The 26,166-nt window shown below is 35.5% G+C and carries 19 protein-coding genes and 3 pseudogenes; 11 read left to right on the top strand and 11 right to left on the bottom strand.

Annotated features, from left to right (window positions below):
• Positions 1-61: 61 nt before the first annotated feature.
• From OOK85_RS03950 to OOK85_RS03930, 4 genes and pseudogenes are all read right to left on the bottom strand, one after another.
• Positions 62-430: pseudogene (locus tag OOK85_RS03950) on the bottom strand (nuclease/transposase family protein); the annotation flags it as partial.
• A gap of 543 nt (positions 431-973) precedes the next feature.
• Positions 974-2,032, bottom strand: a pseudogene (locus tag OOK85_RS03945) (IS3 family transposase); the annotation flags it as partial.
• Between the two features lie 11 nt (positions 2,033-2,043).
• Complete coding sequence (locus OOK85_RS03935; RefSeq protein ID WP_264702164.1) at positions 2,044-2,796, bottom strand: IS5 family transposase; 753 nt, start codon at positions 2,794-2,796, stop codon at positions 2,044-2,046.
• A 26-nt stretch (positions 2,797-2,822) separates the two neighbouring features.
• The gene (locus tag OOK85_RS03930) at positions 2,823-2,978 is read right to left on the bottom strand and encodes a hypothetical protein (RefSeq protein WP_264702199.1); all 156 of its coding nucleotides are present in this window, start codon (positions 2,976-2,978) and stop codon (positions 2,823-2,825) included.
• Between the two features lie 631 nt (positions 2,979-3,609).
• Between OOK85_RS03930 and fsa the strand changes: the two genes are divergently transcribed.
• Both fsa and OOK85_RS03920 read left to right on the top strand, forming a co-directional pair.
• Entirely contained in the window at positions 3,610-4,251 is a 642-nt protein-coding gene (gene fsa, locus OOK85_RS03925; protein WP_155968460.1) for a fructose-6-phosphate aldolase, read from the top strand.
• A 336-nt stretch (positions 4,252-4,587) separates the two neighbouring features.
• Positions 4,588-5,889, top strand: coding sequence for an ankyrin repeat domain-containing protein (locus OOK85_RS03920; protein WP_264702196.1), 1,302 nt, complete (start codon positions 4,588-4,590; stop codon positions 5,887-5,889).
• A 3-nt stretch (positions 5,890-5,892) separates the two neighbouring features.
• Here the strand turns inward: OOK85_RS03920 and secA are convergent, their stop codons facing one another.
• Entirely contained in the window at positions 5,893-8,547 is a 2,655-nt protein-coding gene (gene secA, locus OOK85_RS03915; RefSeq protein WP_264702194.1) for a preprotein translocase subunit SecA, read from the bottom strand.
• A gap of 205 nt (positions 8,548-8,752) precedes the next feature.
• Between secA and OOK85_RS03910 the strand changes: the two genes are divergently transcribed.
• Both OOK85_RS03910 and OOK85_RS03905 read left to right on the top strand, forming a co-directional pair.
• Positions 8,753-9,790 carry a hypothetical protein gene (locus OOK85_RS03910; protein WP_264702192.1) on the top strand — a complete coding sequence of 346 codons (1,038 nt, stop codon included), beginning with the start codon at positions 8,753-8,755 and terminating at the stop codon, positions 9,788-9,790.
• 37 nt (positions 9,791-9,827) lie between these two features.
• Positions 9,828-10,778 carry an IS481 family transposase gene (locus OOK85_RS03905; protein ID WP_264702189.1) on the top strand — a complete coding sequence of 317 codons (951 nt, stop codon included), beginning with the start codon at positions 9,828-9,830 and terminating at the stop codon, positions 10,776-10,778.
• A gap of 361 nt (positions 10,779-11,139) precedes the next feature.
• Here OOK85_RS03905 and OOK85_RS03900 read toward each other — a convergent pair whose 3' ends face one another.
• Both OOK85_RS03900 and OOK85_RS03895 read right to left on the bottom strand, forming a co-directional pair.
• Complete coding sequence (locus tag OOK85_RS03900; protein ID WP_264702187.1) at positions 11,140-12,543, bottom strand: hypothetical protein; 1,404 nt, start codon at positions 12,541-12,543, stop codon at positions 11,140-11,142.
• Between the two features lie 178 nt (positions 12,544-12,721).
• On the bottom strand, positions 12,722-15,259 hold the full coding sequence (locus OOK85_RS03895) for a valine--tRNA ligase (protein WP_264702185.1): 2,538 nt from the start codon (positions 15,257-15,259) through the stop codon (positions 12,722-12,724).
• A gap of 164 nt (positions 15,260-15,423) precedes the next feature.
• Here OOK85_RS03895 and OOK85_RS03890 point away from each other — a divergent pair, with 164 nt between their 5' ends.
• Positions 15,424-16,194 (top strand): hypothetical protein, encoded by a 771-nt coding sequence (locus OOK85_RS03890; RefSeq protein WP_264702183.1) that lies wholly within the window; start codon positions 15,424-15,426, stop codon positions 16,192-16,194.
• 58 nt (positions 16,195-16,252) lie between these two features.
• Here OOK85_RS03890 and OOK85_RS03885 read toward each other — a convergent pair whose 3' ends face one another.
• Positions 16,253-16,768, bottom strand: coding sequence for a gamma carbonic anhydrase family protein (locus tag OOK85_RS03885; RefSeq protein ID WP_264702181.1), 516 nt, complete (start codon positions 16,766-16,768; stop codon positions 16,253-16,255).
• Between the two features lie 144 nt (positions 16,769-16,912).
• Here OOK85_RS03885 and secG point away from each other — a divergent pair, with 144 nt between their 5' ends.
• From secG to OOK85_RS03870, 3 genes are read left to right on the top strand one after another with little or no spacing between them, the layout of a single operon-like run.
• On the top strand, positions 16,913-17,233 hold the full coding sequence (gene secG / locus OOK85_RS03880; protein WP_007548880.1) for a preprotein translocase subunit SecG: 321 nt from the start codon (positions 16,913-16,915) through the stop codon (positions 17,231-17,233).
• On the top strand, positions 17,233-18,837 hold the full coding sequence (locus tag OOK85_RS03875; RefSeq protein ID WP_015588967.1) for a CTP synthase: 1,605 nt from the start codon (positions 17,233-17,235) through the stop codon (positions 18,835-18,837). The genes secG and OOK85_RS03875 overlap by 1 nt, the downstream gene beginning before the upstream one ends.
• A gap of 25 nt (positions 18,838-18,862) precedes the next feature.
• A complete protein-coding gene (locus tag OOK85_RS03870; protein WP_264702176.1) occupies positions 18,863-19,279 on the top strand; it encodes a nucleoside deaminase in 417 nt (138 codons plus the stop codon).
• A 70-nt stretch (positions 19,280-19,349) separates the two neighbouring features.
• On the opposite strand, the gene OOK85_RS03865 is transcribed toward OOK85_RS03870, so the two are convergent.
• The 3 genes from OOK85_RS03865 to OOK85_RS03855 all read right to left on the bottom strand — a co-directional run bounded on the left by OOK85_RS03865 (position 19,350) and on the right by OOK85_RS03855 (position 23,626).
• Positions 19,350-21,371: an ankyrin repeat domain-containing protein gene (locus OOK85_RS03865; RefSeq protein ID WP_264702174.1), complete on the bottom strand. Its 2,022-nt coding sequence runs from the start codon at positions 21,369-21,371 to the stop codon at positions 19,350-19,352.
• Positions 21,372-21,412: 41 nt separating this feature from the next.
• A complete protein-coding gene (locus OOK85_RS03860; RefSeq protein WP_264702172.1) occupies positions 21,413-22,102 on the bottom strand; it encodes an ankyrin repeat domain-containing protein in 690 nt (229 codons plus the stop codon).
• Positions 22,103-22,363: 261 nt separating this feature from the next.
• A complete protein-coding gene (locus tag OOK85_RS03855; protein ID WP_406720034.1) occupies positions 22,364-23,626 on the bottom strand; it encodes an MFS transporter in 1,263 nt (420 codons plus the stop codon).
• Positions 23,627-23,762: 136 nt separating this feature from the next.
• Between OOK85_RS03855 and OOK85_RS03850 the strand changes: the two genes are divergently transcribed.
• The 3 genes and pseudogenes from OOK85_RS03850 (at position 23,763) to OOK85_RS03840 (ending at position 26,139) form a co-directional block, all read left to right on the top strand.
• The gene (locus OOK85_RS03850) at positions 23,763-24,464 is read left to right on the top strand and encodes a hypothetical protein (RefSeq protein ID WP_264702167.1); all 702 of its coding nucleotides are present in this window, start codon (positions 23,763-23,765) and stop codon (positions 24,462-24,464) included.
• 71 nt (positions 24,465-24,535) lie between these two features.
• Entirely contained in the window at positions 24,536-24,748 is a 213-nt protein-coding gene (locus tag OOK85_RS03845) for a hypothetical protein (RefSeq protein ID WP_065094866.1), read from the top strand.
• Positions 24,749-24,891: 143 nt separating this feature from the next.
• Positions 24,892-26,139, top strand: a pseudogene (locus OOK85_RS03840) (IS4 family transposase).
• Positions 26,140-26,166: the final 27 nt, after the last annotated feature.

The raw sequence follows: 26,166 nt of genomic DNA, 5'->3' as shown, positions 1-26,166 counted from the left end.
AATCAAGAAGAAGTGAGTTTACAACAAATGGTGTCATTCCAGTCTGGAATCCAGCTTTTGAGTAACCGTTCACACTTAATTCTTCAATCTCACTAATAGAAAGGCCAGTAAATTTGACAATAGTGTTAACATCAACATTATTAGCCAGCATTGCTTTTGCTACTTCAATTTTTCCTTCAATTTTCCCTTCCTCTTTACCGATTTTGATGCCTCTTTCTTCGCCAATTTGGATGCCTTTTTCAGTAGCAAGATCAAGTCTGTATTCAAGAATGGCTTCTTCCTTACGTAGATCCATTATTCTTTCTTCATATGCTACTAAATCTTTTTCATTCCAGCTAAACCTGTGTAATTCATCGTAGGCTAACTTTATTATTGGTGCTTTTTCTGCTATTTTCCTTAAGTCTTCTTCCGTAGTTTCATCTGCATATTGTTGTCTAAGTGAAGAAGGTCGCCCCTCCTCACTCGACTTCAAAACCGTACGTGAGACTTTGCGCCTCATACGGCTTCTCTCCAATTTGGTGCTTTTCATGCACACTTCCTGTGTAATTCATCGTGACAATGTCCATGTAACAAAGATAAGTTTTTGATCATATTGTTTCGTCTATTCCGGTCTTTGTGATGTATTTCTATTGTATCATCACTTTTAAACCATAGTCTACAATTATCACATTTACTTTGTTGTAACTTCAATAGTTTTATTACTCTTAATGGCTTATCTGGTATTTTTCTCAGACGTTTACCCCAATATACCCAATCACCATCATATGGAGATCTGGTTTTTTGCACTTTGATATGTCGTTTAATATCATGATCGCTGTGTATAATAAGATGTATCTTGTTACTTGTCATAAAACGCCAGTTATCGTTATTATACTTTTTAAAGTATTTTCTTTTTATCCAGCATTTCCCTTTGTTTGGGTGCCTAAAGACTGACCTTACCCAGAAAAAGTGGAGAGAAAGTTTGGAATGTTTTTCACAAAGAGAATGATGAATCAAAATGCTCAGGAATGCAATAGTTAATAGTGACGTTGTTTGTTATAAAAAATTTCTATATATTCAAATATAGCAGTTTTGATATGCTGTTTAGAGTGCCGAGAGGTGTCTATTGGTAACTCCCTTTTTAGAGAACTGAAGAAGCTTTCCACAACAGAATTGTCGTAACAACAACCTTTATGACTCATGCTAGGTACTATGTTTTTTATGGATAAGAGATATTGATAACCTTGCGAAGTATATTGTGAACCTTGATCACTATGTAATAGTAGATTTTTGGCAGGTTTACGCTTGTTAACGGCCATTAATAAAGAGTCCATAACCAATTGTTTATTTATTGAACTGCTCATTGACCAGCCAACTACCATGCGTGAATATAGATCGATTATTGTTGCCAAATATAGCCATCCTTCTTTGGTTTTTATATAAGTAATATCAGTTACCCATACTTTATTTGGTTGATCGACAATAAAGTTTTGGTCTAATATATTGGGAGCTACGACTCTACTGTCCGTTTGTTGTTTCTTAATTTTAAATTTTCTTCTCAATATAGCCTGAATACCATTTTTCTGCATAATACTTTGCACTGTTTTTAAGTTGCAACTTTTACCCAAAGCCTTTAATTCAGCATGAATTTTAGGAGCTCCATATCTACATTTAGAAGCTTGATATATTTTTTGAATATCTGCTAATAACTCTTTATTTGCTGATTCTCTACTGCTTATTTTTCTTGTAGTCCACTTATAGTAGCCACTAGCAGATACATTCAAAACCCTACATAATTCCTGCACTTTATAGTGTTTACTATGCTCTTTTATGAAAAAATATTTTACTCTTTTTGACTGGCAAAATATCCCAGGGCTTTTTTTTAAATGTCTCTTTCTCTTGTTACTTTTGCTAACTCTTTCTGTAAATCAAATCTCTCTTTGTCATAAGGTGCTACATTACCTTTACCTGGAAATGCATTTGCCGCTGACTTTTTTTCGTTATATTTCTTCATCCATTTTCCTAATACACTATCCCTTATTCCTAGGCTCTGTGGACAAAATTTTAGAGAAGCCATACAAGAGCTCCAACAAAATTGAGAAAACCCATAAAAACCTCAGCAGTTTTATCAAATCTGGAAAAAATGCGCCTAAAATTTTTAATTTTACCAAAAAAACACTCAATCAAATGACGTTCTTTGTAGATATGCTCATCGTAATACCTTTGCACTTTTCGATTCCGTTTTGGCGGAATAACTACTGTACATCCCTTGTCTTCAAGACTTGTAACAAAGGCATTGCTATCGTAGCCCTTGTCAGCTACTACAGTAGAGTTATAGATACTTTCGGTCAACACTTGTGCCTGCGTAATTTCATTTCTTTGACCAGGAGTCAGAGTAAATTTAAGTGGATTTCCAAGTGCATCGACAAGCGCATGTATTTTAGTTGTAAAGCCACCTTTGCTCCTCCCTAAAGCTTCTTGATCCTTGGAGTTTTTTGTATATCCAGATGAACATGGATGGCCTCGGATGATCGTACCGTCGATTATAGCAACTTCTAAATCAGGCTCTTGTTTAGTATATTCAAGCAATTTTTTCCAGACATCTCTTTCACACCATCTTTTAAATCGCTTATGTATACTCCTGTAATTACCATAAGTTTTTGGTAAAAGTCTCCATTGGCAACCACTTCGCACTATGTACCACACTGCCTCTATGAATATTCTTAAACGTTTTTCATCTTTGCTGTGCATTCCTTTTACGCTTTTTATGAACTCTAAAATTTGTTTCCAATTTTCCTCTTTGATGTAATATTGCATATGGTAGTTTCTCCATTTTTTACCTATTAGGCTAAACTACCATCTTTTTCTCTCTTTTCATATTTTTTGTCCACAGAGCCTAGATCTCTTGCTACTTTTGCAACTGGTTGACCTACCTTTCTTTGTTCATTTGCCATCTTAACAGCTTCCAATTTGAATTCTGCCGTATATTCTCTTGCCATTTCTAATCCTCCAAAATTTTATTTTACCCGAAAAAACTCCTTTCTTTCTCTCCACTTTTTCTGGGTAAGGTCACTCTATTTATAGTACAGATGAAGAGAATTGGATTTATATACCAGTGCAGAAAATAGTTGACAAAGATTGTGTATACTTATTACAATTGTTTGGGTACCAGAAGTTTTTACGGCAACAAAGTATGCACTAACTATAAGTAAGGAAGACTTTAAGCAGGCAATAAAAAAAATGAAGGAACGTTTAAAAGAGATTAAAGGAGAAAGGGCTTTTATTCTAGTGTTAAATCGGACCTAGATTGGCAAGCCAAACGTAGTCTTATTAGGACATTAGTAAAAGAAGTCAACATTGATCTTGATAAAGTAGATGTAGTATTTAAGATCAAAGAACTTGAAAACCCCGCCCAGAATGGACAAAATCAAAAGATGGTACATTGTCTAAGGGGTCTGGGCACTGGGATGACATCTTTTTTCTTGGTACAAATTACTCTTATGTCTCAATATTTGTACAGTTGTGTTTATCGGCCGTTTGATGTTTACAACGCAGGAAGTTCATATGGTTGTAAGTCAAGCGGTAGGATGACAAGATTTTGCAAGGGTATTTTTTTTATAGGAGATTAATATGGAAATTTTTCTTGATAGCGTTGATTTAAATGAAATTAAAGAACTAAAGGAGTTCATTGACGGCATAACAACTAATCCTTCTTTAATAGCAAAGTCCGGGCGTAAAGATAAATACGAGGATTTAGTGCGTGAAATATGCTCTATTATAAAAGGGCCTGTTAGTGTTGAAGTTGTTGCAGATAGCCATGAAGAGATGATCACAGAAGGTCTGAATTTAGCAAAAATTGCTGATAATGTTGTGATCAAATTACCTCTTATACATGAAGGATTAATTTCTTGTAAAAAGTTATGGACAGAGCATAAAATACCTGTTAACATCACATTATGTTTTTCTCCTGGACAAGCACTGCTTGCCGCTAAGGTCGGTGCTTGTTTTATTTCCCCCTTTGTTGGTCGCCTTGATGATATAAGCTATGATGGCTTATCGCTAATAGAAGATATATGTACTATATATTCTAATTACGGTTTTGATACTAAAGTTCTTGTTGCATCAGTGAGAAGCCCAGCGCATGTAATAGAAGCTGCAAGGCTTGGTGCTGATTCAATTACTGTGCCAGCAAAAGTACTTAGACAATTAATTAATCACCCACTTACTGACCAAGGGCTAGCAATATTTGAAAAAGACTGGGGTGTAAAATAATAAACGGTTACAAATGAACATAAAAATTGGCGTATCCGTTCAGGCAATGGCGTCAACTTAAGAGCCTTCATTAGCAAACTCTCCTAAAGACATGATGGCGTTTGCTACCTTATTGCGGCTGCCCTGGTCGAATTTTAACTTTATAGCTAACCCAAGAAAGGTTTCCCTACATCATACCGCCGAGGCGCTAACGAGTAGCGGAATGACGAATTTGTTGTTTTTCAAATTGTAGGTAAACCTAAAGCTATAGAAAAAAAGAAGAACCAGTTTCTTAGGTTTTCATTGACATAATCCACTTCATATGCCATAATAAAATTTTATATCTTGGAGAAAAAAATGCAGGGATTAGGTCAAATACTAATAGCAGTCAATTGTAGCCAAAACCTGAACAAGGATAATATAGCCGATAAAATAAAAGCTGAAATAGAGGCTAAGTCCAATGAAAGAAATTTAGGAACTATAGAAAAATTTCTTAAACTGTGGGAAAAAAATAATTTTGATCTAAAGAAATTTCCATGTGGTGATTTACTACAATTCGCAGCTAAATTTAATTGTGCAAAATTAGCAGAGCATTTGGTGGCAAATAGTTTTGATATTAATGACGGCTTTCCTTTGCATTGTGCTGCTCAGCACGGACATACACAAGTAGCGGAAATCTTACTTGCAGAAAAAGCAGACGTTAGCATGCAGGACCGAAAGGGATTCAATCCCTTAGATTATGCTGTTCACCTTGGGAATAAGATAGAAATGGTAAGGCTTCTGTTAAGGGCAGGAGCTACTAATGTACAAAATGGATGTGGATTTACTCCTTTGCATCATACTGCTGAGTGTGGATATGTACAAATGGTGGAAATCCTACTAAAAGAAGGAAGGACAGATGTTAATGCGCGAGATAAAAAAGGAAGAACTCCTTTGCATTATGCTGCCGGACATGGGCACACACAAGTAGTAGAAGTTTTGCTAGAAGAAGGAGCAGACGTTAATGCACAAGATGAAGATAAAGGGACTCCTTTGCATTATGCTGCTTATAGTGGTCATATAGAGGTAGTAAAACATCTTATAAAAAAAGAGGCAGATGTTAATGTAGTGGACAAATATGGAAGAAGTCCTTTACATTATGCTGCTGAGAATGGATACACACAAGTAGTAGAAGTTTTGCTAGAAGAGGGAGCAGACGTTAATGCACAAGATGAAGATAAAGAGACTCCTTTGCATATTGCTGCTGAGCACGGGCATATAAAGATAGTGAAACTTCTACTAAAAAATGGAGCTAATGTCAATCTACAAAATAAAAATAGATATACCCCTTTGAGTTGTGCTTGGCATAGTAAATATCCAGAAATAGCAAAACTTCTACTAAATTATAGTGCAGATCCATCATGCATCCATAGACCTAAAGCTATGACAGCAGGAATTACTGAGGGTGTTATATCTGCTGTTGTAGTTTCACTAGTACTTGCCTATGCCACTGCATTACCTGCACTAGCAATAATTGGAATTACTGCAGCATCTGCACTGATAGTTGGTGGAATGTCCTATGGGGTTGCGTATAAGTCATCAGAGCATTCATTAAACAGTAAGCTAAGTGAGGTTAGCTGCAGTAATGTTTATGGAAATAAACAAACTGTACAACCATAATTATTAATTCACCACAGTAACCGCGCCGTGGCAGTGTTTGTACTTCTTTCCAGAATTACAAGGGCACTTGTCGTTTCTTGAGACTTTGGGAAGTCTGCTATTTCTCGCAGAATGTAACCTATTGCCTATCTCTTGGTTGTCTGCCAACTTAAAGTGCGCTAGGCGGTGAATGGTGAGTTCCTTCCATTTTTCAAGCATTGACTCAAACATTAAGAAAGCTTCGCGTTTAAATTCATTCAGTGGGTCTTTCTGCCCCATAGCACGTAAGCTTATGCTTTGTCTTAGGCTCTCTAGAACTGAAAGGTGTTCCCTCCATAAATGATCAAGTATCATTATCATCATTTGCTTCACGATCGTATTCCACAGATCTGTAGTGTGCTGACTGTTGAAATATTTTTCTTTCTCAGTAAAAAATTCTTGTATCTTATCATTTATATAATCCAAAGCTTCTTGTTTGTTTAAAAACTTTGCTAAATCAAGCGTTATTCCATACCTTGTATGGAATTCTTTGACCATATCTTCAATATAATCCTCATAATAGCCACTTTGGATTATACCTTCTACTACGCTCTCATTTACTTCGCTATATACTTCAAATACATCATTAATTTCGTTGCCTAAGATATTGTTTCTCTGCTTAAAAATAACTTTACGTTGGTTATTGATTACGTCATCAAACTTAAGTAGAGATTTCCGCACGTCATAGTTTCTAGCTTCAACTTTCTTTTGCGCTTTCTCGAGTGCCTTATTGATCCATGGATGATGAATAGCTTCGTTATTCTTTAACCCTACTTTTTGTAAAAAGCTTCTCATTCTATCAGAACCAAATATTCTCATTAGGTCATCTTCAAGTGATAAAAAGAACTTAGAAAGCCCAGGATCCCCTTGACGACCAGAACGGCCGCGTAATTGATCATCTATTCTCCTACTTTCATGTCTTTCGGTTCCAACCACACATAAACCACCAGCTTTTATAGCAATTTCCTTATCTTTTTTTACTCTTTCAACTATTTCTTGGTATTTTTTTTCTCTTTCATCAGCATTTTTTATCTTCTTTAGCTCCACCTTTGCGATCATTTCAGCATTTCCACCAAGCTGAATATCAGTTCCACGTCCTGCCATGTTAGTTGCTATAGTGATACTACCTGGCACTCCAGCTTGCGCTATTATGTACGCCTCTTGTTCATGATAACGAGCATTCAATACTGAATGCTTAAGAGAATGGCTTTGCAAAAGCGCAGAAAGCTTCTCAGAGTTTTCGATGCTCACCGTGCCAACAAGGACCGGTTGAAGGCGTTTGTGGCATTCTTCTATAAACTTCAACACAGCATTAAATTTTTCCTTTTCTGTACCGTAAATTTCATCATCAATATCAACTCTTTTTACAGGTACATTGGTTGGAATTTTTACTACATTTAATCTGTATATATCACGAAACTCTTCTACCTCTGTTGCTGCTGTTCCCGTCATTCCGGAAAGTTTATTGTACATACGAAAGTAATTCTGAAATGTGACCGATGCTAAAGTTTGGTTTTCATGCTGAATTTCAAGATTCTCCTTCGCTTCAAGTGCCTGATGAAGACCATCGGAATATCTCCTGCCCTCCATCATACGCCCAGTAAATTCATCAATAATCACTACCTTGCCATCCTTTACTATATAATCTTTATCAGCAGTAAACAGCTTATGTGCACGTAATGCTTGGTCTATATAATGAGTCATTATCATGCTGTCAGTATCATAGAGCGAGGAATTTTCAGGAATGAGATTGTATGACCTTAGTAGTTCCTCCACTCGTGAAATACCATCTTCAGTCAAGAATACCGTTCTACCTTTTTCATCTACTTCATAATCGGAGTCAACTAATTTGGTTACTATTATTTTATTGATATGCTTATATATCTGATTGTTTTCCTCAACCGGGCCAGAAATAATAAGCGGAGTGCGAGCTTCATCAATGAGTATTGAGTCCACTTCATCAACTATTCCGTAGTGAAAGCCTCTCTGAACCATGTCTTCTTGAGAAAATTTCATATTGTCTCGCAGGTAATCAAAGGCAAGCTCGTTATTTGTGGAATACACGATATCTGCACTGTAAGCCTCTTTCCTCTCTTCATCTGTCAAGTTATTCGTAATAAACGCAACAGAAACCCCAAGAGAATTATATAATTTGCTCATCCACTCTGTGTCTCGTTTTGCAAGATAGTCGTTAACAGTTACGACATGTACGCCTTTCCCTTCTAAGGAATTTAGATATGCTGCTAAAGTTGCAACGAGTGTCTTTCCCTCTCCTGTTTTCATTTCTGATATCATGCCATTGTGGAGCACCATTCCACCAATCAGTTGAACATCAAAGTGCCTCATGTTAAGAAACCTTCGAGAGGCTTCACGCACAACTGCAAATGCAGGTACGAGAAGATCATTTAACGTTTTCCCATTTTTCAATTCTCGTTTGAATTCTTCAGTTTTACCAGCAAGCTCCTCATCAGATAAGCTCTGCATTTCTGTTTCTAATGCATTTATTTGCTGAACAATTTTCCTAAAGGATTTTATTATCTTCTTATTTGTTGACCCAAATATCTTTCTTATAAAAAAGAATGACAACGTAAAAATGAAAAATATAAGAATGGCTGTCAAAATTAGCGGAGAATCTAGCATAAACTTAAGTAAAGTCTTATTTAATATGAGATTATATTACTAAATGCAGCCTACAGCAATGATATATTAGATTCGGGGAATCTTTATGCTTAAGACAGCAAACAAAATCGACCCTGTTCGGCATCGTTATTACAATGTTAAAGAATCTGTTACATTATCTTAGGCACTTGGTGACCTATAATTTTTTATAGAAAGAAGTTGTGGTATGAATGTAGAAAACAAACAGTCTGAAGTACTTAGTAATCTTACATTTAAGAAGAGAGATGGCACATCAGAAGGCATTTATGGTTATGATTACGAAATAACATTATCAATGTTGTACCTACTTCATGGGTTAAGAGGTGAAAGTGACTTCTGGTTGACATCAAACGTAAAAGGTTTTGGAGCCTTTGACGATATTGTTTTTGAACGTGAAGATCAAAACAAATCGAGAATTGTTTTGGTTCAAGTTAAGCATTGCAATAAGCCTAGACTTTCAAAGAATATTACATTTGGAGATTTGTTTGTTGATGGAAACGATAGAAAGCGACAAAAAAAGAATTTCGGGTTAAACAAATATTTTGTTGAATCTTATCTCAAGATTAAGCAAAATCCTGAGTGTAACGACAGTGATATCACACTTGTCATTCATACTAATGTTAATGTGAACTTAAAAAAAGGTGCAGAAAAACAAGGTAACATAGAGACATTAGAGAAGTATTTGGAAGAGTCAAAGTTAACAAATGATAACATTTTAAGTATTTATGAAGGTCAAAAAGGAACGTGCTATAAAATAAAAAATCATACTGAACTGAAAAAATACTTCAGTTGCGGCAGTGAAGATGAAATAGAAGATTTTTTACTTAGAATAAGGTTTGTAGTTAATCAACCTAATCATTCAAAATTAGATGATATTATTAAGAAAGAAATAGGAAATGTATACAAAATATCAGGGGAAGAAGATATTGATACAGTTTTTGTCCGTGTATATGACAAGGTAGAGAAATGGTGGGCACAACAGGGTAGCAAAGTTTCTTATCTAACAAGAAAAGACGATTATTTTAGGGAAGTTATAGAACATCTTTATAGTCTCAAACCTAAAGAAAATCTAGATGAATTTTGGCAAGTCTCTACTCGAAATTATAACTTTGTCGGCAGAGAAGCGCTGCTAGATAAAATAGAAGAATGCCTGAAAGCTAATGATACAGCAACACTAGTTGCTTGTCATGGACTAGGTGTACAGTCCCAGAGTGTGATGGTATGATAAAATATGAGAAAAAAATACCATCAAAGGAGGAGTTATGGGACAAATATTACATGGGTGCGCCAAAACAACACAGACGATTCGTAGAGCAATACAAAATAGAAAAGAGAGCATAGCAAAACTCTCCAAGCATTATAACCTTAATCCAAAAACTATTATTAAGTGGAGAAAACGTTCATTTACGAAAGATGCTGATATGGGTCCAAAGCGTCCAAGATCGACTGTTTTAACGCTAGAAGAGGAAGCTATAATAGTTACATTTCGCAAGTATACACTACTGCCACTAGATGATTGCCTTTACGCTCTGCAGTCTACAATTCCGCATTTGACTCGCTCTAGCTTGCATCGTTGTTTACAAAGACACAACATTAGCAGATTACCAACTGTTGATGGAGAAGTTAAGTCAAAAAAGAAATTCAAACAATATCCTATCGGTTACTTTCATATTGATATTGCTGAAGTTAGAACTGAGGAGGGCAAATTACATTTGTTTGTTGCTATTGATAGGACATCCAAATTTACCTATGTTGAGTTGCGTAACAGTGCTACAAAACCCATAGCTGCTGAGTTCTTACGTAATTTGATTAGAATTTTACCGTATAAAATCCATACTATTTTGACAGATAACGGTATACAATTTACAAACCAGAAGCGTCATAAGTATGCTTTCCAACATATATTTGATAGAGTTTGCGAAGAGAATGTTATTGAACATCGTTTGACAAAAGTTAGCCATCCTTGGACGAATGGGCAAGTCGAGCGTATGAATAAAACTTTAAAGGATGCTACAGTTAAGAAGTATTACTATCAATCGCACCAGCAACTTAAAGAACACCTTTATAACTTTGTTATGGCTTATAATTATGCAAAGAGACTCAAAACTCTTAAGGGTCTTACTCCTTATGAATTTATATGTTATCAGTGGACACAGTCTCCAGAATTATTTATACTAAATCCACACCATCACACTCTGGGACCATACACCTAGCACTTCCATTGCTTTTTTTCTTAAATCATAACTATATGCTGCTGGCATACTTACCTTCACTACTATAAACTCTTATTTTAACCCGTTTGGACCATTATGAAAAGAGCTATACAATAAGCGCTAAAGATGTAAGTAACGTAAGAGTAGCTAAGGAACTAGCTATAAAATAAAATGTGTTAGCCTCACTAAGCAGATTGCTCATTACTCCCCTCCTCCACCCACGTTCAGCAGTTTTGTATATATTTATTAAAATTCTCTTATCTGTGGAGGAATTATAGTGCTGCACCTACAACAAACTTCCCATTTTCAGTCTAATAGCTAAAAATGGCTAAGGTTTTATGTATCCAGTGTACAACTGTACTCAAAATGTGTGGTAGCTATTGGTTGGGGTAGAACATCCACTGGTATATCCAGGATCTTCCACAAATGAAGGAACAGACGTTTCGCCTGGCAAATATTGTGCAACTTTTTCTACTAACACAGACTTTGTTGCTTGAATCACTTGTAATATTACTTTTTTATCATCATCTTTGATCACTTCATTTTCCCTTACTAATTTTTCTACCTCATCTGTTACATATTCTATCATCTGTTGCAAAAAAAGCACTTCTTCTTGTTTCTTTTTCGACAAATCTTTTTGAAGTTGCTCTATTTGAGAGGATTGCTCCAAAAGTGAACTGTTTAATTCTTTCACCTTATTATCGTGATCATCATTCACTGTTGTTAATGTGTTATCACATTCTTTCTTTTCTTCTTGTAAAGATAATAACTCCTTTTCCAGCTCCTTAATTTTAGATAAGTACTCTTTCTCCCTTGTACGCAATTTTTTAACTTCACTTTCAAGATCAGTGCGCTCTTGACGTTTATCACTAATTTCATCTTCTAATTTTTCCTTTTCCCCGTTCAATTGGAATAACTTTCCCCTTAATTCTTTTAATTCTTTTGCTCTTTCCTCCGAATCTTTTAATTTCTTCCCCAGAGAGGAAGTTTCACCTTTTTCTTTTCTTAACTGCATTACTAATTCTTCTACTTTTTTCCTTTTCTTTTCTAAACATGTTTCCAATTCTGTTATTCTTTCTTCTAATAAAAGAGCTAAAGTTCCTTCATATTTTAATTCATCTAACTGCCTTTTTAAGGAATCTATTTCTTTTTGAGGTTGAGATAATTCCTCCATTAAAGAATCCACTCTTTCATTCAATCTTACATTTTCATCACGTAACTCTTGGTATTCAAGAGAAAGCATCTCCTCCTTATGTTTTAACTGACCTTTTACTTTTGCACTCAATTCTGTATTTTCATCGTGTAAATCTTTGTTCTTATTATTAGGGGCACCTATCTTACCCTCTAATTCTCGGATTTGATTACCTTTATTATTTAACTCTTTTGTAGCATCATCTAATTTTTGCTGTGCATCATCTTGTTGTGTCTTTAACTGCTCTATTTCCTTATTTAACCCTGCAATTTCGCTTTCCAAATCTTGCTTTTCTCGAGTTAATTGATCTTTTAATTCCTTCACTTCTTTATTTACAGCTTCTTTAGCTTTTTCTCCCAGAGCTATTTTACTTTCTAACTCTTGTACCCTACTCTCTGATTGTTGTTTTACGCTTTCTAACTCTTGCTCTTTTTCAGCAAATTTATTTTTCTCAACCTCTATTTTCTTATTATTACTAATTATTTTACATGAAAGTGCAAGCACCAAAATAGAAAGTATAGACAAACTCAAAGCAACAGGAAGAGCTACATTAAAGGCTGCAACTGAAGACAAGAACTTAACATAAGGGGCAACAGCAAGTGTCCCAGACGCAAGCAATACCAAAGTAGCAAGAGCACCAGCTATAAGATATGGTGCATTGGCTTTATTATATAAATCCCCCGTTATTATTCTCTCACAATCAATAATGACTATGATAGCATAGATATCAAAGGAAGTGAAGCTATAAAAATCAGTATAAGTCTATATTCACTATGTATTTCCCGTCTTCAGTTTCAAGCTCAGACTGCATCCACTCTATCGTTTCCGCATTGCACACTGCCTGCAAATCATCCTGTGCGGATTGATCCAACTTATCCTCTCGTAGATCTGCTTTTATCATCAACTTTTTTATCAGATGCTTAACTGATACATTATTATCTGCCTTTATCTTTCTGATAATATTTAATATCTGAATAACATTATCTCCCATTTCCTCTGAATATTTATCGTAGATAAGTTCTTCTTTGCTCGGCCAATTACTTTGATTGTGTACAGAATTATAACTATACAACTGGTGGTATATCTCTTCTGTAATGTAAGGCAAGAAAGGTGCAAATAACCGCAAAATAATATTCAGTACATACGCCAAGCTTTGTTTTGCACTTAAACTGCTTCCGTACGCACGTTTTTTTACTAACTCCAAGTAACTATCACAAAAATCCTTCCAAAAAAATTCCTCTATTACGCCCAAAGCTTCGCAGTATTCAAATTGTAATAGGTTGTTCGTTGCTCTTTCTATAACTTTGTATAACTTAGACAATATCCACTTATCCATTGTCTCGTGAGCAGAATTTATGCTCATCACTTGATGCTTTTCCATGAACATGGAAACAAACTTGCTAGCGTTCCAAAGTTTTGTAACTAGGCGCTTGCCAATTTTGAATATATTTTCAGAGTAGACTGTATCAACTCCAAGCCTTGAGTTCGCTGCCCAATAGCGCACTACATCAGCTCCATAAGTTTCAAGTATTACATGAGGAGTGATGATGTTACCTTTTGATTTACTCATCTTTTTCTTATCATCGGCTAAACACCAACCGCTGATCATAATGTTTTTCCAAGGTAAAGAATTTGCATGATAATGTGCCTTTAAAATAGTATAAAAAGCCCAAGTTCTTATTATCTCATGGCTCTGGCTGCGCAGATCTGCAGGAAATATTGTATTATAGCGATGATTTGGTAAGCTAAACTCACTGTTTACTGCCAGTGCACTCAGTTGAGGAGTAATTGAACTTGTGGCCCAGGTATCCATTACATCTTGATCTGGGATAACCTCTTCTTTGCTATACCCTTTTGGCAAGTCTTTGAGTGGATCTATAGGCAGGTTCTTTACTTCAGCTAGAATAATTTTGCCTTCTTCACCCTTACGTTTGGAATACCATGCTGGAAATGGCACACCAAAATAGCGCTGCCTTGAGATGCACCAGTCCCAATTTAGTCCTTCTATCCACACTTCCATACGTTTACGCATAGTAGCTGGATGCCAATTGCATTCTTTTACTTTATCTAATACTTGAGCTTTTTGCTCTAAGGTCTTGATAAACCATTGATAAGTAGGCAATATCTCAAGTGGTGCACCAGATCTTTCTGCGCACTTAACAGAATGAGAAATGCTAGTGCTTTCTATCAAAAGTCCTCTTTGAGTTAGGATTTCGATTATCCGCTTTCTTGCTGCTGTAACTTTCAATCCATTTATTTCATTTAGTATATCGTCTGTCATCCGAGTAGCTGACACTGGGATCCATTCTTCTTTCTGATCACACCCACCCTCCTTTGTCATCCCAGTGCGTGACAATGGGATCCATATTTCTTCCTTCTGACCATGTACTGAATGAAGGTTCATCCTTCCATCCTGATCGATGATAATTTTCATCGGTAGATTATGCTTTTGCTGCCAATATATGTCGAGTTCATCACCAAACGTACAGCACATAACAAGCCCAGTGCCTTTATCTATTTTAACCTTATCATCTGCTATTATTGGAACTTTCTCCTCTGTTATTGGCACTACCGCTGTTTTTCCGATCAGATGAGTGTAGCGCGCATCCTCTGGGTGGCAGAAAACCACAACACATGCGGGAAGTAATTCAGGCCGCGTGGTCGCAATATTGATCTGCTTATTTTCTTGAGTAGAGAAAACTATCGTATTTAAGGATGACTCAAAAACTTTATCTTCTATTTCTGCTTGCGCAATTGCTGTTTTATCAACCGGGTCCCAAAGGATGGGCTGCATTTTTCTATATGCATACCCTTTATTATATAGATCAATAAACGACATCTGTGAAAGCGTCACAGTTTCCTTGCTGATCGTGTGATATTCCAAACCCCAATCGTAACTAATTCCAACAGACTTAAATAGTTCCTTGAATTCTTGCTTTGATTTCTCAATAACCTCATGGCACATCTCTATAAATTTTTCTCTGCCAACTTCTTTTGCACGGGTTTTATAGGTTTGTTCAACCAATCTTTCAGTGGGAAGCCCGTTATCATCAAACCCAATTGGGTAAAACACATCTTTTCCCAGCATGCGCTGAAACCTTGCAATAAAGTCCGTGTGGCAATAGCTAAATATATGGCCAATATGGAGTTTTCCCGATATTGTCGGCGGAGGTGTGTCTATAGTGAAAGTGTTATCCTTTTCACCATTCCATTTATAAACTTTACTTCCTTCCCACAATATGTTGCATTTGTCTTCAATTTCTTTAAAGCCGTATTTTTCTTTTAACATAAATATTTCTTAAGTTTTAAGCTCTAAGTTAGCACAATTACGGCAATTTTACGCCAAAATTTTTTGTTTACGAACATAAATTTTCTATGCTATGATAAAAATATTACTTGACCTTAGGTTCTAAAGGTATTATGTAATGTTAATTATATATATTGAGGTTTGATATGTTTAGTTTAAATGATTTGAACATTATCGCTAATACCTTAGATGATGGTTCTAATCTCAACAAAGATGCAAAACAAAAACTAAAGGCTTTTGTAAAAGAAATATTAGAAGTAGAAGATGCGCAAAAAATAGGAGACAAAGTAAATGAAATAAGAAACACAGTAATAGATGAACTAAAAGCTGATCAAGCAATAATAACGGCTGCAAAAGATGAACTAAAAACTGATCAAGCAACAATAACGGCTGCAAAAGATGAACTGAAAGCTCAAGATGATTTCAAAAATAAAGCTAAAGGTGAACTATCAGATGAAATAAAACAAAAAGTAAGCAAGCTTGAGCAGTTAGAGGCAGGCTTAAGCGCTAAAAATACCGAAGTTAAAAGCTTAAATGAGCAATTAAAAACTAACAATCAGGAAATAGCACAACTAAATACTGAGGCTGAAAAGTTAAAAACAGACTTAAAAGATCAAAAGGATGAAGCTGAGCAGTTAAAGGAGAAAAATAAAGAACTAGAAGATAAAAGCAAAGCAATTCAGCAACCAAAACAAAGCAATGGAGCACGGTACACCGCTACTGTTGGTATGGGTCTTGCTGCTGGACTGATAGCATTTACTGCACTTGAACGTACAGTGAGATTAGATATTTGGGTAATGGTTGGTATAGCAGTAGTATCTACACTCGCAGTTGGTAGTATTACATATGCAGCATTACCTAGTACTCAAGTGAATGGAGCGGAAGTGCAAGGAGTAAGTGGGGGAAAAACAAGGTAGCTTAACACAGTTTGTTGAGCTGAGACGTACGTGTCAAGTAAAATACTTGACGCGAACTTCAGTTTTTGTATTCCTTCATTAACATAATATAATTTTGTGCCGACTGCGTGATATGTTTAATTTCTTCATTCAACATTTTTTTGAAGAATTTTGCTGGCCTGCCAGCCCATATTTCCCCACTTTTTATCACTTTTCCGTGTGTTACCAGTGAGCCAGCAGCTACCATAGCTTCAGGCTCCACAACTGCATGGTCCATCACGGTAGAGCCCATACCAATAAACGCTTTATCATGCACCGTGCATGCGTGCAACATACAAAAATGTCCCACTGTTACCATACTGCCAATAATTGTGTCACCACCTGGGTTTCTATCCACATGAATTACCGTTCCATCTTGAATATTTGTTCCATCACCTATTTTTATTGATCCAACGTCCCCTCTGACCACACAATTAAACCAGATGCTCGCATTTCTTCCTATTTCAACCTTGCCTATGATATGCGAACCACCTGCGATGAAAGCACTTTCGTCTATTTTTGGTTCATAATCTTTGTATTTTAAAATGTGATACATATTAAGCCCAAAGTCTTATGCATATGTTAATCAAAATAAGGTAAGCAGTAAATACATACTTAGATTTCAAACTACTTGGGTGACAGATGTTCTTGACTTACGTGCTTTGTACTGCTAAGATTTTTATTTTCAGCCCTATCTATAATGTCAGTAGCGGTATTAAGTATATTTCAAATAATATTGGTTGTTGTGTTAGTAATTTTAGTGCTCTTGCAGCCGCCTGGAAGTAGTTCGTTAAGTGGTTTTAGTAATACACAACAGGGGGTCAATTCGATGATTCCGGTGAAATCTTCTGAAAACCCGCTCAGCAGAATAACGGCTATTGTTGCTGGATTATTTATTATAAACACATTGCTATTGTCAGGATTATGTTCAAAAGACGTACATAAAAAATCGATCGCAGAAAAAATTATATTAGAAAAAAAGCAAGAAAGTGAATCTACTTCTGTTCCATTTGAAAATTAATGAAGGAAGCTAAATTTATCTTTGTCACAGGTGGAGTTGTGTCATCGCTTGGTAAAGGCTTAGTTGCTTCGAGTGTTGGTGCGCTTCTTCAAGCTCACGGTTTTAAGATCCGTATCAGAAAACTTGACCCGTATCTCAACATTGATCCTGGGACAATGAACCCAACTCAGCACGGAGAGGTATTTGTTACCGAAGATGGTGCTGAAACTGATTTGGATCTTGGGCATTATGAGCGTTTTACTGGAATTAAAGCAACAAAAGATGACAATATAACAACTGGTAAGATATATCATGAGTTATTGAAGAAAGAGAGGCGTGGTGATTATCTGGGCAAAACTGTGCAAGTCATTCCTCATGTGACAGATTTGATCAAATCGTTCATTTTTAATGGTACGGAAGGTTTAGATTTTGTAATATGTGAAATAGGCGGAACTGTAGGTGACATTGAAAGCCAACCATTTTTGGAGGCTATACGCCAAGTTAACTACACATTAGGAAAACAAAGAGTTATCCTGATTCACTTAACTTTAATACCATATCTTACCGCAGCGCAAGAATTAAAGACAAAACCAACGCAGCATTCAGTTCGAGAGTTAAATTCCGCGGGGTTACAACCAGATATTATATTATGCCGCAGTGAGAAAGAAATTTTCGATAATCAAAGAGAGAAAATAGCTAAGCTTTGCAATGTTTCTTTATCCAATGTAATACCTGCCCCTGATGTGAGTCATATATATGAGTTACCGGTGTTGTATAGCCAATGTGGGCTTGATACACAAATTTTGGAGCACTTTCATTTAAGTAAGCCAAAACCAAGCTTGACTGAATGGGATCAAATAGTGCATTCCATAAGGCACCCAACACAGGAAGTTACTGTATCTATAGTGGGAAAATACACCGAATTCCCTGATGCATACAAATCACTGGTTGAAGCATTAAATCATGGTGCGATTAGTAATAAAGTCAAAGTAAAGATAAATTGGGTTAACTCAAGAGAGAAGGAAGAAAAACCTATAAATGAAAAACTTATAGGAGAGAAATTACAGAATTCTCATGCAATCCTTGTTCCAGGGGGGTTTGGTGATGACGGAGTAGAGGGTAAAATATTAGCAATAAATTATGCCCGTACAAATAATATCCCATTTTTCGGAATTTGCCTTGGTATGCAGCTTGCAATTATTGAATTTGCTCGTAATGTTGTTAAGCTTGAAGATGCACACTCTGAAGAATTTCGTAACTGTAAACATCCAATCGTTAAGTTAGCTGGCGATCAAGATGACGATCTTGGTGGAACCATGAGACTTGGGGCATACAAATGTAATATAAATGCAAACTCTAAAATGATGGATGCATATAGTAACACTACTATTTCAGAAAGACACAGGCATAGATACATAATCAATTCAGATTATAAAGATGATTTGGAAAAAAATGGGCTGCTATGCAGTGGCATATCAGAAGATGGAACATGTATAGAGGCAGTGGAGTTAGAGAGTCATCCGTGGTTTATTGGTGTGCAGTTTCATCCAGAATTTCAATCAAAGCCGTTTTCTCCTCATCCTCTTTTCGTGTCGTTCGTTAAAGCAGCAATTGATAAGAAATAAGTGCCTAGTGTTTAAGTATCAATATATGGAGCTTGCCATAGAGCAAGCCAAACTCGCTCAAAAAAATGATGAGGTGCCCATAGGTGCTGTAATAGTGAGTGGAGACAATATCATTTCTTCTGCACACAATATATCCAGCGATCCAACTGCACATGCAGAGATGTTAGCGATCAGACAAGCATGCAAATCGCTTTCAACTTCCACGCTTTGTGATACTGATATGTACGTAACATTAGAACCATGTCCGATGTGTGCTCAAGCCATTTCCTTTGCCAGAATTAAACGATTGTACTTTGGAGCTTATAATCCAAAAGGTGGAGGAATTGAAAATGGTGCTAAGATATTTCAATTTTGCAGCCATATACCTGAAATTTATGGTGGAATATTAGAAACAGAATGCTCTTTTTTGTTAAAGGATTTTTTTGAGAAATTGAGAACATAGTTAAGTCTATCAATTGTCATTTGCTTGCTTATCTCTGAAACTATCTTCACTTTTTTCCACATAGCTGCCTCTAGTCTAACTGTGCAGATCGATTTGCTGCCACGTGCGTAATAAGTACAACATTAGAGTTGCTAGATAAATTATTATTAGTACCAGCTTCAGCGGCCAAATGACGACCATCTTCAGTACATGTGAGTATATAATTTAATAGTGTTGCGGCTGCTTCCCTATCATTCAGTTTTGGGTCCAAACAATAATCTATCAATTTACTAATTGACTGTTTATTTGTAACTCGACCCTCAAACTCCCTGAGAGATCCTACTCTCTCTCCTAAGTTTATAACGAATTGCTGCGTTTCTTCAGGTGTAAGTTTACCTACTCTGTAATCTAACTCATGTGCGGTTCTTGCACGTTCTACTTCTTCGTGTCCATAGCAGCCTAATAGGTTACTTATTGCCTGTACCATACCATTTAGACTATTTGCAAGTTCTACTCCTAATATCCTATGCAATGACTCTTGTACCGATGTTGTATAAATTTCATCAATCACTTCTTTTATGCAGACCAGAGTATAGATTATAAATTTTCTTTCTTCTCTTGATTCTGATAGGCTCTTTAAAATATCAGTAAGAGTTGGTACTATAACATTCCGCACAACTTCTTGATTTCTTATTAAGTTTGGTACTGCATTTTTTAATACCTTACCCCACTGCTTATCTTCAGGCAATTTTCTTTCACTTATGGCAGTTAAAATTGTACTTCCAAGAGTTGGATCAGTTATTGCCTGAGAAATAGCATACGATACTTCCAATGATAAATGGTAAACAAGCGATAATAGATGTAAATTGGAAATAGGAATGCTGGAGCGTATCTTTAGAACATCTTTAACAGCAGCATAGAATTTCTTTAAAGTACTAGAATCTCTAGCACCTTGAAGTTCTTCAAAATTACTTAACTTATTAATGAAATTTTCTTGTATATTTTGAAATCTTGCTTCAATTAATTCCTTTTTGGATGTCATTTTTTTAGCTATACTTTCAGTCTTTTCCTTTACTTCCAGGTATAGTGCACCTGCTTCTGCCCCTCTTTCTGCTATAGTTGATAACTCGCTAAACAAACCATTAGCTGCTTCTTCTAGACTTATGTTAAATGCAGCATTATTAACAATTACCTCGTGTTTGCGTTCCCCTTTTACTTTTTTATATAATACAAACAGAGACATAGATGCTATTGCAGTCAAAAAGAAGGTTACAGCTACTATTACTAACACTAGCGGAGACATTTTAATTAGAGTAAACGTGGCTGCAGCTCCCATACCAAGCGAAAACATCACTACACATCCAACCGCTACTTGGAAATACAACTTACAGTTTTTCTTATTATTTGAAATGTTTGCGTTATTTGGAATGTCTGCTCTGTTTCGTAAAAGAAACCCGATACCTTCTATATCTCTATTCTGAAGAGCTTGTATCAGTAAAGATGATCCATTATGCGAAACATTCGCTCCTAGATCTATACAAGATTGAGCACTATCAAATAATTTATTGTTGAAAAAATACTCCAATAGTGTTTCACCAGAAGGCAATTTGAAATTTTTTACTAACTGCATGTTTTCACTCTGATCACCTCTTTCTATATATAGCTTGAATAAATAAACAGCTTCCCTAGGAGCTATTCTTGCGTGAAAAGCATATTCAAATGCTGTAAGGTTATCATGATTTTTGATATAGAGATCTGCACCATTCTTAAGAAAATCATAAAAAGTAGCGTTAGCTGTATAGGTTTCATCACATTCAATTAAGCGCTGCTTAATAAAATTGACAACAGCGTAGTGTAGTGAGCTATTTCCATTATTATCTGGTATATTAACGTTAACTCTTTGTTTTATGAGATATTTTGCATGACCCAACTTATCTTGAATAATTGCATTTAGTAATAACGTTCTTCCTTCAGCATCTTGAGAATTTACTCCTTCATGTGCTCCCCTTTCAAGCAATAGCACAGCATTTTCAACATCACCTTTTTCAGCTGCAACACTCAGTAGGGCTTGATCACCTTTAGTAACATTAATGTTAGCACCATCTTTGAGCAACCAGTCTATAACCTTTGCCTTATTATATTTATCCTCAATCTCTAATGCTTTGTAAGTATATCGAAGCAGTAGTTGTGGTCAGAAACAAGTTTATTTAAATCTAATTCCCCTATATTAAGGCTGCGTAAGTGTAAAAATTTTTCACTATGTTGTGCTCCATATTTTTGCAGCAAGCTATACATCTCACTGCCATATTGAGCATAATCCAAAGCAGTACAACCATCATTATCCTTAGCATTTACTTCTATTTTTTGACATAACATAGACAATGGCAAAAACCTTGCTAACATGTACTGAGACACTTCTTTTTTATTAGCTTCTAAAAACAACTCAATAACTTTTCTATTTTTATTCCTAACAGATCTATGCAGTACAGTACGATCGCTAGCATCTATAGTATCAATCCTACTGCCATTGCTTATTAATGAACTTATAACTTTTGATGAGCATTTTTTTTCTATAGCAACGTCTAGAATAGTTTTGCCATTTTTTGTAGCATTTATATCTAAATCTTCCTTGATAAGCTGCTTAATTCTGTTTTCCCTATCGGTGTTGTTTTTTATTCTCAACACATCTTCAAAGTACTCAAAATAAGACCACGCATCACACAATGCTTCATTTTCTACTGACTTTTGTATTCTTTCTGAGTAAGCAATATCTGAGTGAACAACATTTCCCGCTTGTTCACATACTATATTAATTCTATTATTATTTTCTGTATCTGTTGTCATATACCCTCCATAGAGCCTAACTTATATTATACTATATTTGTGACGCTTGTAAAGACTTAAACTTACAGTTGGAAATAAATTGGAAATACTGTTTTTTTAGACGAATAGAATAAGAAATTAGTGTTACGCATAAAAAAGTTTAATCATGGCATGTGTTTTTGATCGTTCTAATTTTTCCGCAATAAAATTTTCTCATTTAGCGAGATTAGCGCATTTTTCACACCTTTTTTCAACTTAGGAGAATACACATTTAAGAGAAAATTACCAATCACACTTTTTATCTTGCGGTTTTATTTGCAATATTGCTACCACACTGATCAATAAGCAGAAGACTATATAAAGCCCAGCAGCAAGGTTTGTTTGAGGAAATGTTACAGTCAACCAAATACAAACCATAGGAGTAAATCCTCCATGTAACGCATAAGAGATATTGCGTGATAAGCTCACACCACTAAATCTAACATTGGTGGGAAAGAGTTCAGATGCAACTATTCCTATGGGAACTATACCTCTTTCTATTATAGAAAGAGCCATTACACTAAGCATAATTATAAGGTAATTTTTGTAGTAATATGCAATAGATAACGCAGGACAACACAGTGCCATTGTAATTGCTATAAATAAGATTGCAGTGCGCTCTTTTCCAACTTTATCAGCCAACATTCCAAACGCTATTGAAGATATCGGCATTAATACACTGGTTATAATCAATACAATTTCGTTGATATATGTTGTTACATAAACATCCACTGATGCTATTTCCTTTGCGAGAGTTCGAAGAAATATGGTAAATCCAACAGCAACATTAACAGGTACAGATATTAAAATAGCAAGTATAAGAGCTCTCTTGTGGCGTTTTATAAGCTCTATTATTGGCAAATCAGGTAAATTTCTTTGTTTTCGATTTTTTTCATATGCTGGAGTTTCTCCCAATGTGTATATGCTATACGCGCTAATTAATCCTAAAATAGCTGAGAAAATAAATGGCAATCTCCAACCCCAGGTACAAAAATCAGTAGTTTTTTTGCAGATAATCACTATCACCGCAGAAAGCAAGACGCCAATGGAACGACCAAAACCCATCATTCCAAAATACATCCCTAAGTTCTCTTTCCTACTGGATAAATGCTCTATAAGATAAACAGAACTTCCTTGTTCACCACCAAGTGCAATTCCTTGTGTTATATGGATTGCAAGAAGCAATATAGTAGAAATTATACCTACTTGATTGTGACTTGGAATAAATGCAATGAGACTAGACGGTATCGATATTAGCAAGATAGTAATTATCAATGCTATCCTCCTTCCATACCTGTCACCAACGTGACCAAATATGAATGCACCAAGTGGCCTTACAATTGCACCTAGCCCTACAATTCCAAATAATTGCAGTATGTTACTGTAGACATCTTTTGCAAAACAAAACTCTCTGCTGATTATGTTAATCAAATCAGTGAAGAGCATGTAGTCATACCATATTGCGATTCTGCAGAGTATGGTTGATATCAACACCCTTGTTTGCACTAAATTCAATTCGTAAATGTTTGCTTATTCTATTCTGGCTGCTTTTTAGGATTTTACAACCTAAACATATGGTGTTGACTTTTTTATTATGGTGTGTGATAATTGCAGTGTTATTAAGTTTAGTGGTAAAGTTATAATGAATATAGCTTATTTAGCAGCACTTATAGCAGCAGCTATAATAAAAATAGCAGCAGTAATACTTTGTGCTATAATGTGTATAAGCATTTTCTTTATATTATTTAAGGGAATTAAAGAACACTTAGATTCAAAAGGATTTCTATCTCTTCTGAAAACAGTAGGTGTAATTTCTATAATACTATCAATTATATCTCTCCCACTTATTATATTAAGCCTTACTACTCCGTCACCTCTGGTAGTAGGTATAGTAGGTGGTATCGTTGGTGCTATTTCCATAATACCATTAATAGTAGCTTACATTTTGCTTTCAATAACATGGAAAGGATTGTCTCAACAGCCTGACGATTACCAGCCCTTGTTCCTAACTCCTTTGTTGTTTATTGGAAACATTGTAGTTGGAGCTTTTATCGCTGCAAGTGGCGCTTTTCCAATATGTAAAATAGATTCCTTAACATCTTTATCAGCGGCACTAGAGTCCTTGCTTGCAGTAGGAATACATGCACTAGCACTTACGGTTGCAACTACAATTGGAGTAGCTATTGTAATCGAGCTCGCTAAGCAAGCTAAGGAGTACATGTCAGGTAAAATAATGCAAGCAGAAAAAGAACCTGTGACTGATACACATGAAGAACCAGGCTCTAAGATGGAAGAAACAGAAGAAGAAAAAACTGCTGGAAATGGGTGGAAAGTACCTACGTAAACTGCTTTTTTTATTGAAAAATTTAGAAAGATGTTGTAAAATTGTTATAGTAGTAGATTTTGGTAAAACATATGGCAGATTCAGGTATTAACATTAGCGAAAAAGTTTTAAAGAATCTTACTCGCTTGGCTAAAGTGAAAAACCAATCAGTTCAAGAGCTAGCAGAGGGGTTTATACAAGAAGCGATTGAACATGAGGAAGATATAGCGATAGTCAAACTCGCTATCCAACGTGACACCCGAAATGCAAAATTCATCAGGCATGAAGACATCAACTGGGGATAAGTACCTAATCTGTTATGAGGAAAATGTAGTTCACGAAGATATTCCAAGTCTCACTGCCATTAAGTTAAGGAAAAAAGATAGATTTTATGGGATAATGATGTATACCAATAAGTTTAAAGGTAGTATGAGTAAAAAAGGCAGTAATAAAATTTATTCAAAATGAATTGGCAAGTCTAGAATTTATAGAATCCCATAAATCATCTTCAAAAGATTTTATGAGAAAGAGGAAGTTATCTTTTATTGACATATTTATCTTAATTTTAAGAAAAAGTGTAAAGTCGCTGCAAGTAACACTAAACGAATTTATTTTATATAGGAAAAAAGACTATACCGTTACTGCTAGTGCTTTTAGTCAAGCAAGAAAAAAAATGAAACACAGTGCATTTTCAGAAATTAACGAAGGTGTGGTTTCCTTGTACTACCAAGACCAAAAATTTAAAACTTGTTTTGGCTTTAGAGTGTTAGCTCTTGATGCCTCCAAAATCATTTTACCAACAAGCGTTGAAATAAAAAATGAATTTGGCTCAAGAAAAATACGTAACCAAAAACCAAAAGATTTAGGTGATTATGCAAGTGCAACCTTTGCGGTTTGTTATAAATAATGTTGCCATAAGGTCAGTGTTAGATAGAGGTAACACTCATGAAATTAACTTAGCAGATGAAATGCTTAAAGTTGTAAATACTAATGACTTACTGATTTGTATATTTATCTTATAAATTTCTTTCTAGCCTTACAAAAAGAAAAATTGCTTATGTCATTCGATGTCCCAGATCATCTTTTAATGAAGTGAATGCTATGTTTGAAGAAAAAAGCCCATCTAGTGTTGAGGTTACCATATGTGCTCAGCGTAAGATAAAACAAGAAAATAGTGGAATAACGCTTCAAAGTGGTACTGCCATCTGGTGAAATTGAAGTGTTAGCTACATCATTAATGGATGAACAAAAGTTTCAAACTGGAGGATTTAAGGAGTTATATTTTTTACGCTGGGGAGTTGAGACATTTTTTGCAAAACTCAAAGGAAGACTAAGTCTAGAAAATTTTACAGGAAAAAGTGTTGAGTCTGTTAAACAGGATTTTTGGTCAGCTATCTTTATTAGCAACCTAGAAAGTGTTATGACAGAAGATGTAGAAGAAGCGTTGAATATGGACTTAACCGATGATAAGCTTAAGAGAAGCATTAACAAATCTGTCTCATTTAACGCGATCAAAAACTTGGCTTTCGACATTTTTGCTACGGAATCAGATACTGACTGCATTATGGATCAATTATCAAAGCTATTTTTGATGAACACTTTGGCGGTAAGAAAGGGAAGGAAAGTTGATCGTCATAAGGTACCTTATCTTCGTTCGTTCAATTACCAAAAAAGGGTTAGAAAACACATATTTTGACTAGGCTCTGTGGACAAAAAATATGAA

The sequence above is a fragment of the Wolbachia endosymbiont (group A) of Volucella inflata genome, from assembly GCF_947250665.1.
In the GTDB taxonomy this organism is placed as follows: domain Bacteria; phylum Pseudomonadota; class Alphaproteobacteria; order Rickettsiales; family Anaplasmataceae; genus Wolbachia; species Wolbachia pipientis.
The sequence above is the reverse complement of the archived record's forward strand: the minus strand, read 5'-3'. Positions and strand labels throughout refer to the sequence as shown.